Annotated in this window: 16 protein-coding genes; 1 reads left to right on the top strand and 15 read right to left on the bottom strand. The window is 69.7% G+C overall.

Translation table 11 applies throughout. The features are described from left to right. Positions 1–10 precede the first annotated feature (10 nt). The 5 genes from ACEXHE_RS00405 to ACEXHE_RS00385 form a co-directional block, all read right to left on the bottom strand. Positions 11–1,324 (bottom strand): pitrilysin family protein, encoded by a 1,314-nt coding sequence (locus ACEXHE_RS00405; protein WP_091695029.1) that lies wholly within the window; start codon positions 1,322–1,324, stop codon positions 11–13. Positions 1,325–1,457: 133 nt separating this feature from the next. Further along, positions 1,458–3,722, bottom strand: a complete 2,265-nt coding sequence (locus tag ACEXHE_RS00400) for a polyribonucleotide nucleotidyltransferase (RefSeq protein ID WP_260061028.1) — start codon at positions 3,720–3,722, stop codon at positions 1,458–1,460. A 281-nt stretch (positions 3,723–4,003) separates the two neighbouring features. After that, entirely contained in the window at positions 4,004–4,273 is a 270-nt protein-coding gene (gene rpsO, locus ACEXHE_RS00395) for a 30S ribosomal protein S15 (protein WP_091695035.1), read from the bottom strand. A gap of 100 nt (positions 4,274–4,373) precedes the next feature. Continuing rightward, a complete protein-coding gene (locus tag ACEXHE_RS00390) occupies positions 4,374–5,201 on the bottom strand; it encodes a class I SAM-dependent methyltransferase (protein WP_374784337.1) in 828 nt (275 codons plus the stop codon). A 6-nt stretch (positions 5,202–5,207) separates the two neighbouring features. Next, the gene (locus ACEXHE_RS00385; protein WP_374784336.1) at positions 5,208–6,191 is read right to left on the bottom strand and encodes a bifunctional riboflavin kinase/FAD synthetase; all 984 of its coding nucleotides are present in this window, start codon (positions 6,189–6,191) and stop codon (positions 5,208–5,210) included. A gap of 212 nt (positions 6,192–6,403) precedes the next feature. Between ACEXHE_RS00385 and ACEXHE_RS00380 the strand changes: the two genes are divergently transcribed. Continuing rightward, complete coding sequence (locus tag ACEXHE_RS00380; RefSeq protein WP_091695045.1) at positions 6,404–7,111, top strand: DUF937 domain-containing protein; 708 nt, start codon at positions 6,404–6,406, stop codon at positions 7,109–7,111. 66 nt (positions 7,112–7,177) lie between these two features. Here the strand turns inward: ACEXHE_RS00380 and ACEXHE_RS00375 are convergent, their stop codons facing one another. The 10 genes from ACEXHE_RS00375 to ACEXHE_RS00330 all read right to left on the bottom strand — a co-directional run bounded on the left by ACEXHE_RS00375 (position 7,178) and on the right by ACEXHE_RS00330 (position 17,227). Further along, on the bottom strand, positions 7,178–7,585 hold the full coding sequence (locus tag ACEXHE_RS00375; RefSeq protein ID WP_356965754.1) for a hypothetical protein: 408 nt from the start codon (positions 7,583–7,585) through the stop codon (positions 7,178–7,180). Next, the gene (locus ACEXHE_RS00370) at positions 7,578–7,940 is read right to left on the bottom strand and encodes a hypothetical protein (RefSeq protein ID WP_374784335.1); all 363 of its coding nucleotides are present in this window, start codon (positions 7,938–7,940) and stop codon (positions 7,578–7,580) included. The genes ACEXHE_RS00375 and ACEXHE_RS00370 overlap by 8 nt, the downstream gene beginning before the upstream one ends. After that, the gene (truB, locus tag ACEXHE_RS00365; protein WP_374784334.1) at positions 7,940–8,944 is read right to left on the bottom strand and encodes a tRNA pseudouridine(55) synthase TruB; all 1,005 of its coding nucleotides are present in this window, start codon (positions 8,942–8,944) and stop codon (positions 7,940–7,942) included. The genes ACEXHE_RS00370 and truB overlap by 1 nt, the downstream gene beginning before the upstream one ends. Next, positions 8,941–9,525, bottom strand: a complete 585-nt coding sequence (rbfA, locus tag ACEXHE_RS00360; RefSeq protein ID WP_374784333.1) for a 30S ribosome-binding factor RbfA — start codon at positions 9,523–9,525, stop codon at positions 8,941–8,943. Before rbfA ends, truB begins: the two co-directional genes overlap by 4 nt. 51 nt (positions 9,526–9,576) lie before the next feature. Then, positions 9,577–12,333, bottom strand: a complete 2,757-nt coding sequence (gene infB / locus ACEXHE_RS00355; protein ID WP_374784332.1) for a translation initiation factor IF-2 — start codon at positions 12,331–12,333, stop codon at positions 9,577–9,579. 192 nt (positions 12,334–12,525) lie between these two features. Next, a complete protein-coding gene (locus ACEXHE_RS00350) occupies positions 12,526–12,891 on the bottom strand; it encodes a YlxR family protein (RefSeq protein ID WP_091695065.1) in 366 nt (121 codons plus the stop codon). Between the two features lie 103 nt (positions 12,892–12,994). Next, a complete protein-coding gene (gene nusA / locus ACEXHE_RS00345; protein ID WP_285179481.1) occupies positions 12,995–13,969 on the bottom strand; it encodes a transcription termination factor NusA in 975 nt (324 codons plus the stop codon). Between the two features lies 1 nt (position 13,970). Then, the gene (gene rimP / locus ACEXHE_RS00340; protein WP_091695071.1) at positions 13,971–14,564 is read right to left on the bottom strand and encodes a ribosome maturation factor RimP; all 594 of its coding nucleotides are present in this window, start codon (positions 14,562–14,564) and stop codon (positions 13,971–13,973) included. A 61-nt stretch (positions 14,565–14,625) separates the two neighbouring features. Next, positions 14,626–15,378 (bottom strand): TSUP family transporter, encoded by a 753-nt coding sequence (locus tag ACEXHE_RS00335; RefSeq protein ID WP_091695413.1) that lies wholly within the window; start codon positions 15,376–15,378, stop codon positions 14,626–14,628. 40 nt (positions 15,379–15,418) lie between these two features. Further along, a complete protein-coding gene (locus ACEXHE_RS00330; protein ID WP_374784331.1) occupies positions 15,419–17,227 on the bottom strand; it encodes a proline--tRNA ligase in 1,809 nt (602 codons plus the stop codon). Positions 17,228–17,276: the final 49 nt, after the last annotated feature.

Below are 17,276 nucleotides of genomic sequence, written 5' to 3'. Positions count from 1 at the left end.
ATAACCCGCGTCACATCTGCGGACCGACGATGACCGTGGCGCGTCGTGATGCGGCGAGCCGGCCGGCCACGTCACGCACCTGGTCCGAGGTGACGGCACGGATCCGCGCCAGGGACCCGTCCAGGTCGGTGAACTCACCGGTGACCAGCTCGGCCCGGCCCAGCCGAGCCATCCGGGAACCGGTGTCCTCCAAGGCCAGGACGGTGCCGCCGGAGAGCTGACCCCGCGCCCGGTCCAGCTCCTCCGGGGTGATCCCGTCCTGGGCGATCCGCTCCAGCTCGTCGGTCATCATGGCGGCCACCTGCTCGGCCCGGTCCGGGGTGCAGCCGGCGAACAGACCGAAGTAGCCCACATCAGAGTGCGCCGCGGAGAAGGAGTAGGTGGCGTAGGCCAGTCCACGCTTCTCCCGGATCTCCTGGAACAGCCGGGAGCTCATGCCCCCGCCCAACACGGTGTTCATCACCGAGAGGGCGAACCGGTCCGGATCCATGCTGTTCAGCGAGCGTCCGCCGACCAGCACCGAGGCCTGTTCCACCGGTCGGACCAGGTGGTGGACGCCCTCCAGCACCTCTGCCCGGGCAGGAAGGTGACTGCGCCGCTGCACCGGTGCGGCGTCGTCGGGAAGCTCCCATCCTGAGCGCTGGAGGGCCTCCAGGACCAGACGGCAGACCTCGTCATGGTCCAGGCCGCCGGCCGCCGTGATGACCAGCTCATCCGGCCGGTACCAGCGGCGGTAGTGCTCCAGGACCTGCTCACGGGTGACGGCACGGATGGTCTCCGGGGTGCCGCCGATGGGCCGGCTCAGCGCATGCCCGTCCAACACCTTCGCCGCCAGCGCCTCATGGGCCACGTCTGAGGGGTCGTCGGCGGCCATGGCCAGCTCCTCCAGGATGACTCCGCGCTCGACCTCCATCTCCGTCTCGTCCAGCAGTGCGGAGGTGACCATGTCCGTGATGACCTCGATCGCCATGGGCAGGTCCGTGTCCAGGATGTGGGCGTGGTAGCAGGTGGACTCCTTGGCGGTGGCCGCATTGGACTCCCCGCCCACCCGGTCGAAGGCCGTGGCGATGTCCATGGCGCTGCGCTGATCGGTGCCCTTGAAGAGCAGATGCTCCAGGAAGTGGGTGGAGCCGTACCCTTCGGGCGACTCGTCCCGGGAGCCCACGGCGATCCAGAAGCCGATGGTCACCGAGCGCTGCTCCGGCATGGACTCGGTCAGCACCCGCACGCCGCCGGGAAGGACGGAGCGCCGGACCTGGCCGGCACCTCCCTGGCCTGTCAGAGTGCCGGTGAAGTCTGTGGGGATGGGGATCGTCGGGCTCACCCGGGCATTCTGTCAGGGCCGACGACGCGGAGGGAAACCGAGCCTCGGAGCCCTCCGCCAGGAACGCCGAAGGGCCGGTCCCCGCAGTGCGGTGGACCGGCCCTTCGTGGTGATCAGCGGATCACCGTGCGGATCAGGCGTCCTGCTCGGTGGCGGAGCCCTCAGCGGACTCGTTGCCCTCGCCGGACTCGGTCTCCTCGACCACGGGGGCCAGGGAGAGCTTGCCGCGGTCGTCCACCTTGGTGATCTCCACCTGGATCTTCTGGCCCACGCCGACGACGTCCTCGACGTCCTCCACGCGCTTGCCGTCATTGATCTTGCGCAGCTCGGAGATGTGCAGCAGACCGTCCTTGCCCGGCGTCAGGGAGACGAAGGCGCCGAAGGTGGTCAGCTTCACCACGGTGCCGAGGTAGCGCTCGCCGACCTCGGGGACCTGCGGGTTGGCGATGGCGTTGATCGCCGAGCGGGCGGCCTCGGCGGCGGTGCCCTCGGTGGCGCCGATCAGCACGGTGCCGTCGTCCTCGATGGAGATGTCCGCGCCGGTGTCCTCCTGGATCTGGTTGATCATCTTGCCCTTGGGGCCGATGACCTCGCCGATCTTGTCCACGGGGATCTTCACCGAGATGATCCGCGGGGCGAACGGGCTCATCTCGTCCGGTCCGTCGATCGCGGCGTTGATGACGCCCAGGATGTGCAGGCGGGCCTCACGGGCCTGGGTCAGCGCGGCGGCCAGCACGGAGGCCGGGATGCCGTCCAGCTTGGTGTCCAGCTGGATGGCGGTGACGAACTCGGAGGTGCCGGCGACCTTGAAGTCCATGTCGCCGAAGGCATCCTCGGCGCCCAGGATGTCGGTCAGGGCCGCGTATCGGGTCTGACCGTCCACGGTGTCCGAGACCAGGCCCATGGCGATGCCCGCCACCGGGGCGCGCAACGGCACACCGGCGTTGAACAGCGAGAGGGTCGAGGCGCAGACCGAGCCCATGGAGGTCGAGCCGTTGGAGCCCAGGGCCTCCGAGACCTGACGGATGGCGTAGGGGAACTCCTCGCGGGAGGGCAGCACCGGCACGATGGCGCGCTCGGCGAGGGCGCCGTGGCCGATCTCGCGGCGCTTGGGCGAGCCCACGCGGCCGGTCTCGCCGGTGGAGTACGGCGGGAAGTTGTAGTGATGCAGGTACCGCTTGGAGGTCTCCGGTGCCAGCGAGTCGATCTGCTGCTCCATCTTGAGCATGTTCAGGGTGGTGACACCCATGATCTGGGTCTCGCCACGCTCGAAGATGGCCGAACCGTGCACGCGCGGCAGGACCTCGACCTCGGCGGTCAGCTTGCGGATGTCCGTCAGACCACGGCCGTCGATGCGGACCTGCTCGGTGAGGATGCGCTGGCGCACGACCTTCTTGGTCACGGCGCCGTAGGCCTTGGCGACCTCGCCGCGACGGTCCTCGAACTGGGTGCCTTCGCCGGCCAGTGCCTCCAGGACCTCCTGGTGGTAGGCGTCCGAAGCGGTCTCGCGCTCCTGCTTGTCCCCGATCGAGAAGATCTCGGTCAGGCGGGCGGTGGCGTGCTGCTCGACGGCCTGGAAGACATCGTCCTCGTAGTCGTTGAAGCGGGGCACGTCCACCGGTGCCTTGGCGGTGCGCTGGGCCAGGTCTGCCTGGGCCTCGCACAGGGCCTTGATGAAGGGCTTGGCGGCCTCCAGGCCCTCGGCCACGACCTCTTCGGTGGGAGCCGAGGCGCCCTGCTCCTTGACCAGGGTCCACACGTCCGGAGTGGCCTCGGCCTCGACCATCATCACGGCGATGTCATCCCCGGCGACCCGGCCGGCGACGGCCATGTTGAACACGGCGTCCTTGAGCTGGGAGTGCTTGGGGAAGGCCACCCACTGACGGTTGCCGGCGCCGTCGTCGATCAGGGCCATGCGCACGCCGCCGATCGGGCCGGAGAACGGCAGACCGGAGAGCTGGGTGGACATGGACGCGGCGTTGATGGCCACGGTGTCGTAGATCTCGTCCGGGGCGATCGAGGTCACGGTCACCACGACCTGGACCTCGTTGCGGATGCCCTTGGCGAAGGCCGGGCGCAGCGGACGGTCGATCAGGCGGCAGGTGAGGATGGCGTCCGTGGAGGGACGACCCTCACGGCGGAAGAAGGAGCCGGGGATGCGGCCGGCGGCGTACATCCGCTCCTCCACGTCCACGGTCAGGGGGAAGAAGTCGAAGCCTTCACGCGGGGACTTGCCCACCGTGGTGGCGGACAGCATCGACGTCTCCTCGTCGATGTAGACCATGGCCGCGCCGGCGGCCTGCTGGGCCAGGCGGCCCGTCTCGAAGCGGACAGTGCGCTTGCCGTAGGAGCCGTTGTCGATGACGGCTTCGGCGAACTTGATCTCGGGACCCTCCATGGGTGGGTGTCCTTTCATCCGGCCCGCCGCAGCCACCACCCGGTCTTCGATCGAAGCCCCCGGACCTCGGGCCGGACCGACTCGAGGGTCGGCGCGGCGCGGAGTTCCGGAAGCCACTGTCGAGGACCGCGAATGGAACGGCTCCTGGCGGGCATCTGTGGTTGTTTCAGGTGATCCTGAGGTGGTCCTCAGGCGGGCAGAACCGATGCGGTCCTCCCCTGACAAGAGTAGAGGCGGCGGCCCATCGGGGGAAAACCCGGGGACACGCCGCCTCTGCTGCGTCAGCGGCGCAGGCCGAGACGCTCGATCAGCGAGCGGTAGCGCTCGATGTCGGTGTTCTGCAGGTAGCCCAGCATGCGCCGACGACGACCGACCAGGGCCATCAGGCCGCGGCGGGTGTGGTGGTCATGCTTGTGCATCTTCAGGTGCTCGGTCAGATCGGAGATCCGACGGGAGAGCACTGCGATCTGCACCTCGGGGGAACCGGTGTCGCCCTCGTGAGTGGCGTACTCCTTGATGATGTCCTGCTTGACGGCGGGGTCCAGTGCCACGCTTAACTCCTTGCGAGTTGTACCGCGATCAGGGTGATCGGCCAGAGCCGACCGGCGCCCTGCCACCGCGGACTGCAGCGGGCGCCAACCCTCCACTGTATCAGGACCGCTCCATGCGCCAGGCACTGGTGATGTAGGGCAGTTCGATCACCGCATCCTGGGCATGTCCCAGGTGCTCGTGCAGGTACCAGTCCAGATTGGCCCGCATCCGCTCGCGCACGGCCGCGGACGCCCGCAGATGGTAGGACCGGGAGGCCATCAGCTCGTGCATGCCGGAGGGCGTCATCGGCTGGGTCCACTGCCACCACTGGCCCTCGGAATCCCCGAATCCGTCACCGAGCAGCGGAGGCCGCTGGGGTGGATGCACGTCTCCGGCATGCATGATCCGGGTCAGCCGGTGCACCCAGGGCACCGAGGTGTCCAACTGGTTGGCCACGATCCCCAGCACTCCCCTGTCCCGGCGCAGCAGGCGCCGCGCCTCAGCGGTCCCGGCCATCGGATCGATCCAGTGCCAGGCCTGAGCCACGGTCACCAGGTCCGCACAGCCCTCCGGCAGACCGGTCGACTCCCCCGTGCCCTCCACCACGCGCACCGCAGGCAGCGCTCGCGCCAGCACCTCGAGCATGCTCACGGAGGGGTCCACCGCCGTGACCTGCAGCCCGTGGTCCACCAGCATCCGGGTGAACAGCCCGGTGCCGGCTCCCACGTCCACGGCGGTCCGTGCCCCGTCAGGACACAGGAAGGGCACGACGGCGGCCGGATAGGAGGGCCTGATCGCGTCGTAGCGCTGGCCGGAGGTCCGGAACGCCTCAGCGAGCCGGCGGCGGGAGTCCGCGGTGAGTCGGGGACCGCCCTGTGGCCGGGGCGGCACCGCAGGGTGCGCGGTGCTGGGAGCCGCGGGGCCGTCGTCGTGCTCTGGCCTGTCCACCGGGGCTCAGCCCCGGCTGGCCGGATCCGCCTGGACTGCGGACTCGGCGCCCAGAAGGATCTGACGGGTACGCGCCACGTCATCGTCCATCTGCTCGATCAGCTTGGCGATCCCCTCGAAGGCCACCATGCCGCGCAGGCGCTGGACGAACTCCACAGCGACCTGCTGGCCGTAGAGGTCGAAGTCCTCGACCTGCTCCTGCGGACGGTCGATCACGTGGGCCTCCACCACACGGGCCACCCCCTCGAAGGTGGGGTTGGAGCCGACCGACACCGCTGCGGGCCAGCGCCGACCGGACTCGTCATGCAGCCACCCGGCGTACACGCCGTCGGCAGGGACCATGCCCTGGACCTCGTCGGAGAGGTTGGCCGTGGGGAAGCCCAGTTCACGCCCCCGGGCGAAGCCGTGGACCACCTCCCCGTGGACCTGGTGGTTCCGCCCCAGCACCTGAGCGGCCTCGGCCACGTCGCCGGCGCGCAGGGCATCGCGGATCCAGGTCGAGGAGCACCTCCGGTCCTCACCGAAGTCCTCGACGGCGATCACCTCGAAGCCGTATTCGGCGCCCAGCCGCTGCATGGTGGCGAAGTCTCCGGAGTTGTGCCGGCCGAAGCGGACGTCGTGGCCCACCACCACCACCGCCGCATGCAGAGCGTCCACGATCACCGAGCGCACGAACTCCTCCGGAGTCGCCTGGGCGAACTCCAGGGTGTAGTGGAGGACGACCAGCCCGTCGAGGCCGGTGTCGGCCAGCAGACGCGACTTCTCCCCGAAGGCCGTGATGGACTCGTGCCGCTCGAGCGGACGGTGCACCACGGCGGGGTGGGGATCGAAGGTGATGGCGACCGAGGTCAGCTCACGGGAGCGGGCGGCCGCGACGACCTGGTCCAGGACGTGCCGGTGCCCGCGGTGCACACCGTCGAAGTTGCCGATGGTCACCACCGTGGGACCCAGGTCCTGCGGCACGGCGGCCAGTCCATCCCAGTAGTGCACGGAGGTCCTTCTTCGTCTCGAGGTCGCCGGCCGGTGGGGCCGGTCACTGCCACCGACCATTATCCACTCTCGCGGACACTCACTCATCCGCGGTCTGTCCAGGGACCCGTTCCTGGGTGTGCGGCCTGCTGTGCATCTCCGTGGCGAGAGCCTACTCTGGTGCCAGCCCGGCCCACCGGCCGGTTCCGACCGCCGCTGCACAGGAGGCACTCATGGCGAACCCGCAGATCAACGACCTCATCTCCCGCCTGCCGATCGATCAGATCGCCCAGCGCCTGGGGACGGACCAGCAGTCCGCTCTGGCAGCCGTCCAGGCCGCAGTGCCCTCCCTGGTGGCCGGCATGCAGTCCAATGCGAGCTCCCCTCAGGGCGCGCAGTCTCTGCTCGGGGCTCTCGGGCAGCACCAGGGCCAGTTCGGTGACGTCCCGGACCTGCAGCGCGTGGACGAGGCCGATGGTCAGAAGATCGTCCAGCATGCCCTCGGACAGAACACCGAGCCGCTGGCCCAGCAGCTCAGCGCCGCCGGGCCGGCCGGCATCGATCTGGGCGCCCTGGTGAAGAAGGTCCTGCCGATCGTGGCGCCCTTCGTGCTGGCCTGGCTGGCCGATCAGGTGATGAACCGCGGTGGCGCGGGTGCACCGGGCCAGAGCGCCCCCTCCGATCAGGGGCAGGCATCCGGTGGTCTCGGCGGGCTCGTGGAGGACCTGATCAAGGGGGCCCAGCCGGGTGGAGCCGCGGGTGGCCCGGCTCAGTCGCCGGCGCCCGGCGGTCTGGGCGGGTTGGCCGGCGGCGGTCTCGGTGATCTGCTCGGGGGCATCCTGGGCGGCGGAGCGAAGGATGTCCCGCCGGTGCAGGCGCCCCAGGGCGGTCAGCTGGACCTGGGCTCCATCCTGGGCGGTCTGCTGGGTGGCCGCCGCTGAGCGGAGCGGTGCGGCCTGAGCCGGTGGTCGGCTGGTGGCCTGCGCCCGCTACGGCCCCGTCGCCCCTCAGCGCGTGGGGGCGGGGCGGTGCGTGAGCAGCCAGGCCAGGCCGATCACCGGCAGCACGGCCGGGACGTAGCCGTAGCCTGCACCGAAGTGACCCCACACGGTCTCCTCCGCGAACAGACCCGGGTCCAGCACCGTCCACAGCCCGACGCCCAGGACGCCGACCAGTTCGATCAGCACCGCCACCAGGGACACGTGCCAGGCGGTGCGTCCAGAGCGGGCCAGGGAGAACGTGGCCACGATGTAGACGGCCGCGGCGAAGGCCGAGAGCAGGTAGGCCAGGGGCGCGCTGGAGAAGTCGGTCAGGATCTGGAACAGAGACCGGGCGAACGCCGAGAGGGCGAACACCGCGTAGACCATCACCAGGATCCGTCCCAGTCCCTGATTGCGCTTCACGGGTTCAGCCATGGAACAGCACCTGCATTCTGTGGAGCATCACGAACACCGTGGGTCCCACGGCGCCCATGACGAGGTTGGACCAGCGGGTCTTGTCCGTCACCGCCCAGAAGAAGGCGATCGGCGCGATGATCAGTGCCGTGGCCACGTACCCCCAGAACTCCCAGACGGGGCCGGACATGGTCTCGCCCCCGGCGGTGCGCACCGCAGCGCTGATCCCGTAGACCACCAGGAAGAGCTCGACGGCGACCAGCGAGAGGATCGAGGCATCGTCCGGGAAGGTGCGGATCACGGTCATGACCACGCAGATGATCAGCGAGAGGGCGCAGATGACGGTTCCGGCCCAGAACCAGCCGTCCAGGATCATCAGCGGGCTCCTTCCGGTGAGGTGTCGGCTCGAGATCCGGGCCCGGTGGAGGGGGCGAAGACGATCTGCGGACGGGCCACCGGCTCCCCGGCCCGCACACCGTCCTGGATGAGCGCGATGACGGCTCCCTCCGGTGTCTGCGCGGCCACCAGGGGGGCCTCGGCCTCGCCCGGAGCGACAGACCAGTCAGTGCGCTCTGCGGTGGGACCGATCGCGCGGCCGAAGGAGAGTTCGACGGCCTCCTCATGGCTGAGGTTGCGGACCGGGAACAGACCGGCGGCCGCAGCGGAGAGCTCCGTGGCGGTGAACCGCTCGGTCAGCTGATCCACGGTCACTGCATCGGCGATCTGGAACGGGCCCACGGCGGTGCGCCGCAGCGCCGTCAGGTGGGCTCCGGTGTCCAGGGCCTCGCCCAGATCCCGGGCCAGCGCCCGAATGTAGGTGCCGGACGAGCACTCCACGGTGACGTCCAGGTCCACGATCCGACCGTCCTCGGAGCGCCGGAAGTCGGTGAGCTCGAAGCGGTGGATCGTGACGGGACGAGAGGGCAGGACCACGTCCTCGCCGGAGCGCACGCGGTCGTAGGCTCGGCGCCCCTCCACCTTGATGGCGGAGACGGCCGAGGGCACCTGCTGGATGTGGCCGGTCAGATCGGCGATGGCGTCGAGCACGCGCTGTTCGGTCACCGCATTGGCCAGGCGCTCCACGAGGATCTCGCCGTCGGCGTCCTCCGTGGTGGTGGTCTGGCCCAGCCGGACCGTGGCCAGGTAGGTCTTGGCCGTACCGGTGATGGACGTCAGCAGACGGGTGGCCTTGTTGAATCCCACCACCAGCAGGCCGGTGGCCATGGGGTCCAGGGTTCCGGCGTGGCCGACCTTGCGGGTGCCGGCCAGCCGGCGGACCTTCCCGACGACGTCGTGGGAGGTCCAGCCGGCCGGCTTGTCCACCAGGACCAGCCCGGAGGACTCGGTGCCGGGAGCGCCAGGGGGCAGCTCCCGGCTCACCGGGGCAGGTCCTCGTCCCAGCTGTCGTCGCCTGCGCGCTCCCAGGTGGGCTCGGCATGGGCGTCGCGCTGGTCGGCGCCGGCGGACCGCTGCCGCTCGTCGCCGTCGGACCAATGGGTGTCCGTCCCGGCCGCCGACGGAGCGGACGGGATCCCCGCGGCCTCCTCGGACGTCCGGTACGGGTCGGCCTCGCCGGCGAAGGCGGCGCCTTCGCGCAGTCGAGCGACCTCGGCGTCCCGCTCCTTGGTCTGGCGCAGGACCTCCTCCAGATGCGAGGCGGTCTCCGGAACGGTGTCCGGCACGAACTCGAGGGTGGGGACCAACCGGATGGTCAGGTTCCGACCGACCTCGTGGCGGATGGCGCCGCGGTTGGCCTCCAGGGCCTCCCGGGCGCCGTCCACCGCGGCGTCGTCACCGAACACGGTGTAGTACACAGTGGCGTGCTGGAGGTCGTTGGTGACCCGCACCTCGGTGACGGTCACGGCCTCCACCCGGTCGTCCTTGACCCGCTTGCGCAGGGCTTCGGCGACCAGCACCTTGATCCGCTGCGCGAGCCGGGCCGCGCGTGCCGGATCTGCCATGGTGCACCTTCCTTTCGTCGATGGGGTGATGTGTGCTGATGCTCCAGCGGGTCAGACCCGCGGCTTCTCCTGCATCTCGAAGGTCTCGATGACGTCGCCTTCCTTGATGTCGTTGAAGGAGCCCAGGCCGATGCCACACTCGTAGCCCTCGCGGACCTCGGTGGCGTCGTCCTTGAAGCGGCGCAGCGACTCGATCTTGAGGTTCTCGGCCACCACGTTGCCGTCCCGCACCAGACGGGCGGAGGCATTGCGGCGGATGAGACCGGTGCGCACCAGCGAACCGGCGATGCTGCCCCACTTGGAGGAGCGGAAGACCTCGCGGACCTCGGCCGAACCCAGCTGGACCTCTTCGTACTCGGGCTTGAGCATGCCCTTCAGAGCGGCCTCGATGTCGTCGATCGCGGCATAGATGACCGAGTAGAAGCGCATGTCCACGCCCTCCTTGTCGGCCAGATCTGCCACGCGCTCAGCCGGGCGGACGTTGAAGCCGATGATGATGGCGTTGTCCACGGTGGCGAGGTTGACGTCGTTCTGGGTGATGGCGCCGACACCGCGGTGGATGACGCGCAGCTGCACGTCGTCGCCGACCTCGATCTTCAGCAGCGAGTCCTCCAGTGCCTCCACGGCACCGGACACATCGCCCTTGATGATGAGGTTGAGGGTGTCGATCTTGCCCTCGGCCACAGCCTGGTCGAAGTCCTCCAGGGTGATCCGCTTGCGGCGCTTGGCCAGGGTGGCGTTGCGCTCGGCGGCCTCACGCTTCTCAGCGATCTGGCGAGCCGTGCGGTCATCCTCGGTGACCAGGAAGGTGTCGCCGGCCCGCGGGACGCTGGACAGGCCCAGGACCTGCACCGGACGAGACGGGGTCGCCTCCTCCACGGCATCACCGTTCTCATCGAACATGGCGCGCACACGGCCGTAGGCGGTGCCGGCGACCATGTTGTCACCGATCCGCAGGGTGCCGGACTGCACCAGGACGGTGGCCACGGCGCCGCGGCCCTTGTCCAGGTTGGCCTCGATGGCCACACCGCGTGCGTCCTTGTCCGGGTTCGCCGTCAGCTCCAGGGCGGCGTCCGCGGTCAGCAGGACGGCCTCCAGCAGCTGATCGATGTTCAGGTTGTTGCGGGCCGAGACGTCCACGAACATGGTGTCGCCGCCATACTCCTCGGGCACCAGACCGTACTCGGTGAGCTGTCCACGGATCTTGTCCGGGGACGCCTCGTCCTTGTCGATCTTGTTCACGGCCACCACGATCGGCACATTGGCCGCCTGGGCGTGGTTCAGCGCCTCGACGGTCTGCGGCATGACGCCGTCGTCCGCGGCGACCACCAGCACGGCGATGTCCGTCACCTTGGCACCACGGGCACGCATGGCGGTGAACGCCTCGTGACCCGGGGTGTCGATGAAGGTGAGGCGACGCTCACGGCCGTCATGCTCGAACGGCACCTGGTAGGCACCGATGTGCTGGGTGATGCCGCCGGCCTCGCCCTCGATCACGTTGGTGGAGCGGATGGCATCCAGCAGACGGGTCTTGCCGTGGTCGACGTGACCCATCACGGTCACGACGGCCGGACGCTTCTCGAGGTCCTCGCTCGACTCGTCGGCCAGCTCGGCCTCCAGGTCGATGTCGAAGGTCTCCAGCAGCTCCTTGTCCTCGTCCTCCGGGGACACGATCTCGATCTTGTAGCCGAGCTCCTCGGCGAGCACCGCGAAGGTGTCCTCGTCCAGGGACTGGTTGGCGTTGGCCATCTCACCGAGCTGGAACAGCACGGTCACCAGCGCAGCCGCGTTGGCATTGATCTTCTCGGCCAGGTCGGAGAGCGAGGAGCCACGGCGCAGACGCACCACGGTGCCGTCGCCCTTGGGGACCTTGACGCCGCCGATCTCGCGTGTCTGCTGCTCCAGCTCCTGGCGCTTGGCGCGCTTGGACTTGCGCTGCTTGCCACGCGGTCCGCCGCCACGACCGAAGGCACCCTGGGTGCCGCCGCGGCCGCCACGACCGCCACGAGGGCCGCCGCCGGCAGGCCCACCGGTCCCTGCACCGGGTCCGCCACCGGGACGGCCACGGCCGCCTCCGGGACGAGCACCGGCCGGGGCCGGCCGGGTGATGTGTCCCGGCATCATGTTCGGGCTGGGGCGGGCACCGCCGGGAGTGGGTGCTCCCGCACCGGCGGGACGAGGTGCACCAGGACGAGGGGCACCGGGACGCGGTCCTCCGGGACGCTCGTCAGGACGGCCCGAGCGCATGCCCTGCTTGGGTGCGAACGGGTTGTTGCCCGGACGGGGGCCGCCGGGGCGTGGTCCACCCGGGCGAGGTCCCCCCGGACGCTCGTCCCGTGCAGACTGCTTCGAGGTGAAGGGGTTGTTCCCGGGGCGCGGGGCACCGGGGCGTGCGGTCGGCGCCTTGGGTGCGGCCGGGCCGGGCGTGGGCGCCTGGGAGGCAGGGGCCTGCGGGGCCGCCGGTTTCTCGGGCTGGGGCGCAGGGGCGGACTGCTCCGGGGCCGGAGCCGCCTCAGCGGCAGGCGTCTGCTTCTTCTCGGCAGTCGGCTGGGGGCCGGGCACCGGTGCTCCGGGCTTGGCCGGGCTGGCCGGTGCGGGCTTCTTCGGGGCCGGTGCCGCGGTGCTGGACTCTGCAGACTTCTTCGGGGCTGCGTCCGCATAGGCGGAGCGCAGCTTCTTGACCACCGGGGGCTCGATGGTGGATGAGGCGGAGCGAACGAATTCGCCCATCTCCTGAAGCTTGTTCAGGGCCTCTTTGGAGGTGATGCCGAGCTCCTTGGCGAGCTCATGGACGCGGACCTTGGCCACGGTTCTCCTGTTCTGGTCCGAACCGGGGCCGTGGCTGGAGCGTCTAGCTCCTGCCGACCGCGGCGGTGGACCGTTGGGTGTGTGCTCCGGTCGCCAGCAGGCCCCTGACGGGCTGCACTGCGCGACCGATGGTCGAGCTGGGGGTGATGTTCATCGTCTGGCACTCATCGCTTGGTGCTCATCGGGTTTCCATCAGATCTCTGACCCGCTTTCGTTGTCGGTCGTCAACGCCGGTGTGTCCTGCTCCTCGGCGGTCATGGGCGGTGCACTCGTCACCGTCTGCTCGAACAGGTCGGTCAGGGAGTCGGTCTCCACGGGACCTCGGAAGGCCCGGTGGAAGGCTCGACGCCTCAACGCGACCTGCAGGCAGTCAGTGGCAGGGTGCAGCCAGGCACCACGGCCAGGGAGTCGACGGCGCAGGTCCACGGTCACGGATCGGGTCTCCGTGCTCGGGTCCAGCGCCAGACGCACCAGCAGGTTCTGATCCTCGCGGCGACGGCATCCGATGCAGGTGCGGAGGGGTGCTGACCCTTCAGTCGGAACTGAATGAGTCGGCATGGACCGTCCTGTGCAGGGGATGTGTCGTGCAGGGATCCACAGCAGTCTAGCCGCTTCCACGCCGAGTCGTCGCTTCTCGGCCCTGTGGAGGGGGCTCAACCCCTCACTGGGCAGACGCGCCGTCTCCGGTGATGTCGATGCGCCAGCCGGTCAGCTTGGCGGCCAGGCGGGCGTTCTGCCCCTCCTTGCCGATGGCCAGCGAGAGCTGATGCTCGGGCACGACCACGCGGGCCGAACGAGTGGCCTCGTCCACCACGGTGACGCTCGACACCTTGGAGGGGGACAGCGCGTGTCCGATGAAGGCGGCAGGGTCCTCAGAGTGCTCGACGATGTCGATCTTCTCGTCGTTCAGCTCGCTCATCACGGCCCGGACACGGGAGCCCATCTCGCCGATGCAGGCACCCTTGGCGTTCACGCCGGACCGCGTGGCACGCACCGCCATCTTGGTGCGATGCCCGGCCTCACGGGCCAGGGAGACGATCTCGACCGAGCCGTCGGCGATCTCCGGGACCTCCAGCTCGAACAGCTTGCGGACGAGACCGGGGTGGGAGCGGGACAGGGTGATAGAGGGGCCCTTGAGCCCGCGGTGGACATCGGTGACGTACGCGCGCAGTCGGCGGCCGTGCCCGTAGTCCTCACCGGGGACCTGCTCCGGCGGCGGCAGCACCGCCTCCACCGATCCCAGGTTGACCTGGATCATGTACGGGTTGGTGCCCTGCTGGATGACGCCGGAGATCAGCTCGCCCTCCTTGCCCTTGAACTCGCCCAGGATCTGGTCGTCCTCGGCGTCGCGCAGGCGCTGGAGGATGATCTGACGCGCGGTCGAGGCCGCGATCCGGCCGAAGCCGTTGGGCGTGTCGTCGAACTCACCGATGGCCTGGCCGTCCTCATCGGTCTCCGTGGCCCAGATGGTCACGTGTCCACTCTTGCGGTCCAGCTCGGCGCGCGCCTGGGGCAGGGCGCCCGGAGACTTGTGGTAGGCCACCACCAGGGCCTGCTCGATGGTGGGGATGAGCTTCTCGAGAGGGATCTCGCGCTCCTTCTCCAGCATCCGCAGGGCGCTCATGTCGATGTCCAACTCAGGCCTCCGTGTCCGAAACGTCGTCAGCGGCATCCTGCGGATGCCGCCCATGCTGCGCGTCCCCGTCCTGGTGGGCGGGCGCGCCGTGGGTCAACTCTACCTGGATCGTCCCTGCCCCCAGTCGGGAGAAGGGCAGGCGCTCGGGGGCGCCCTCCTTGGCCGGCATGCCCTTCTTGGCGCCGGGGCGCACCGGAGCCAGCACCACGGAGTCCGCATCGGCCTCGACCACCCGTGCGGTGATCGGGTCCGCTCCGTCCACGGAGACACTCACCGTCCGGCCCACGTTGCGCCGCCAGTGGCGCGGATCGGTGAGCGGACGCGAGACGCCCGGGGACGATACCTCCAGCTGGTAGGGAGACCTGCCCAGCTCCGGCAGGTCGTCGCCGGCCGCATCGAGCGCGGACGAGACCGCTGTGGCCACGGCGGAGACCGTGTCCAGGTCCAGCCCCTCGGTCCCCTCCGACCGGTCCACCACCACGTGCAGGGTCCGATGGTCGCCCTCGCCGGTCAGTCCACACTCCTCGAGCACCAGGCCCGAGCTCTCGACCGCGGGCGCGATGATCTCCTGCAGGCTGGACGGGGTGGTGGTCATCGTGGTCCTCCGAGACGAGTGGGCGATCAGGCTGATCCAGCCTAGTGGGTCAGGGCCCGACTCAGGCGGTCCACTCGACGAACAGGTCCCAGCCCAGCTTGGCGATCAGCACCGAGACCACGCAGAGGAACACGATCCGGATGAATCCGGCTCCCTGCCGGACCGCCATCCGGGCTCCCAGGTACCCGCCGACCATGTTGGACAGGCCCAGGATGAGCCCCAGCCCCACGAGGATGTGTCCGGAGGGCAGGAAGAAGGCGATGGCTCCCAGGTTCGTGGCCAGGTTGACGATCTTGGCCTTGGCCGAGGCCTGCAGGAAGTCGTAGCCGAGCATGGCCACCAGGCTGATCACCAGGAACGTGCCCGTGCCCGGTCCCAGCACACCGTCATAGAAGCCGATGATCAGACCGATCGCCAGGGCCGTGAGCAGGTGCCGCTGACCGGTGAAGCGCAGGGCCGCCGCACGGCCGAGCTGGGGCCGCGCGGCAGTGAACACAGCCACCCCGATCAGTGCCAGCACGATCACGGGCTTGATCACGGCGGCGGGCAGCAGCGTGGCCACGATCGCCCCGCCGAAGCTGCCGCAGAGAGCCACCACCGCCATGGGGATGGCCGTCCTCAGATCCGGACCGACCCGCCGGTAGTACGTGATGGTGCTGGTGGCCGTGCCGAAGACGGATCCCATCTTGTTGGTGGCCAGCGCCTGCACCGGGGTGATGCCGGGCACCATGAGCAGCACCGGCAGCTGCAGCAGTCCCCCGCCGCCGACCACGGCATCCACCCAGCCGGCCGCCAGGCCCGCCAGCACGACCATGACGATGGTCGCGACGGCGATGTCCTCGAGGCCGGTCACCTCAGCCGCGCACCGCGGTGAGCAGGTGGTCCACGGCCTCGTTCAGGGCGATCTCCTCGGCCTGGCCGGTGGCCCGGTCCTTGACCTCGATCTTCCCCTCCGCAAGCCCTCGACCGACCACCACGATGGTGGGTGCGCCGATCAGCTCCGCATCGGAGAACTTCACTCCGGCCGAGACCTTGGGACGGTCGTCCAGGAGCACGCTCAGGCCGCGGGCCTCGAGGTCCTCAGCCAGCTGGGCGGCTGCGGCCAGGATCTCCTCGCCCTTGCCGGTGGCGACCAGGTGGAGGTCCACCGGTGCCAGGGCCCGCGGCCAGACCAGGCCACGGTCGTCGTGGTAGGCCTCAGCCACGGCGGCCACCGCACGCGTGACGCCGATGCCATAGGAGCCCATGGTCACCACGACCTGCTTGCCGTTCTCGTTCAGCACCTTCAGGTCCAGCGCTTGAGCGTACTTGCGGCCCAACTGGAAGATGTGGCCCATCTCGATGCCGCGGCGGGCATGCAGCGGACCGGAACCGTCCGGTGCGGGGTCGCCCTCGCGCACCACGGTGGCCTCGACCACGCCGTCCCAGCTGAAGTCGCGTCCGGCCACCAGTCCGAAGACGTGACGCTGGGGCTCGTTCGCCCCGGTGATCCAGGCCGTGCCGGGGGCGATGCGGGGGTCCACGAAGAAGGGGAGCCCGGTGGCCGACTCCGTGCCGAGCACCGGCTGGCCGCCCAGTTCTCCGGGGCCGATGTAGCCCTTGACCAGGCCCGGGTGACGCTTCAGGTCCGCCTCGGTGGCCTGCTCCACCGTCGGCTCGCCGACCACGCCCAGTGCCTCTCCGATCGAGGCCTCCAGGCGCTTGAGGTCCACGTCCCGGTCCCCCGGCACGGCCACCACGAACTGCTGCCGCTCGTCGCCGTCGAGCACCGCGGTGAGCACCACGCACTTGAGCGTGTCGGCGGCCGTCCACTCCCCCTCGGTCCGAGGGGCCAGCGAGTTCGCCACCTCCACCAGAGTGGCGATCGTGGTGGAGTCCGGGGTGTCCTTGACCTCGGCTGCCGGCAGAGCGGCCATGGCCGCCTCGTCCAGGGCGGCCGGGGGCACCGTGGTGACGGCCTCCACATTGGCGCGGAAGCCGCCGTCGGACTCCACGAAGGTGTCCTCACCGATCGGTGAGGGGTGCAGGAACTCCTCGGACTTCGACCCGCCCATGGCACCGGCCTGGGCCTGCACCGGCACGACCTCCAGGCTGAGCCGCTCGAAGATGCGCAGATAGGCCTCTCGGTGGTCGGCATAGGCCTGGTCCAGTCCGGCGTCGTCCACCGAGAAGGAGTAGGAGTCCTTCATCACGAACTCGCGCCCGCGCAGCAGGCCGGCCCGGGGCCGTGCCTCGTCCCGGTACTTGGTCTGGATCTGGTAGAGCGTGGTGGGCAGGTCCTTGTAGGAGGTGTAGTGCTCCTTGACCAGCAGGGTGAACATCTCCTCGTGCGTGGGGGCCAGCAGGTAGTCGGCCTCCTTGCGGTCCTGAAGGGTGAAGAGGGTGTCTCCATACTCCTCCCAGCGGCCGGTGGCCTCGTAGGGCTCACGCGGCAGCAGTGCCGGGAAGTAGACCTCCTGGCCGCCGATCCGGTCCATCTCCTCACGCACGATCTGCTCGACCTTGGCCTTCACCCGCAGGCCCAGCGGCAGCCAGGTGTAGATGCCCGGCGCGGCCCGGCGGATGTAGCCGGCGCGCAGCAGGAGCCGGTGGCTGGCGACCTCGGCCTCGGCGGGGTCGTCTCGGAGGGTGCGGAGGAAGAGGGTGGACATGCGCAGGGGCACGGGGACTCCGTTTCGGGTGGTTCTGGTACTGGGGTGGAGGGAGATGAGA

The sequence above is a fragment of the Micrococcus sp. IITD107 genome (genome assembly GCF_041927415.1).
Classification (GTDB): domain Bacteria; phylum Actinomycetota; class Actinomycetes; order Actinomycetales; family Micrococcaceae; genus Citricoccus; species Citricoccus terreus.
The sequence above is the reverse complement of the archived record's forward strand: the minus strand, read 5'-3'. Positions and strand labels throughout refer to the sequence as shown.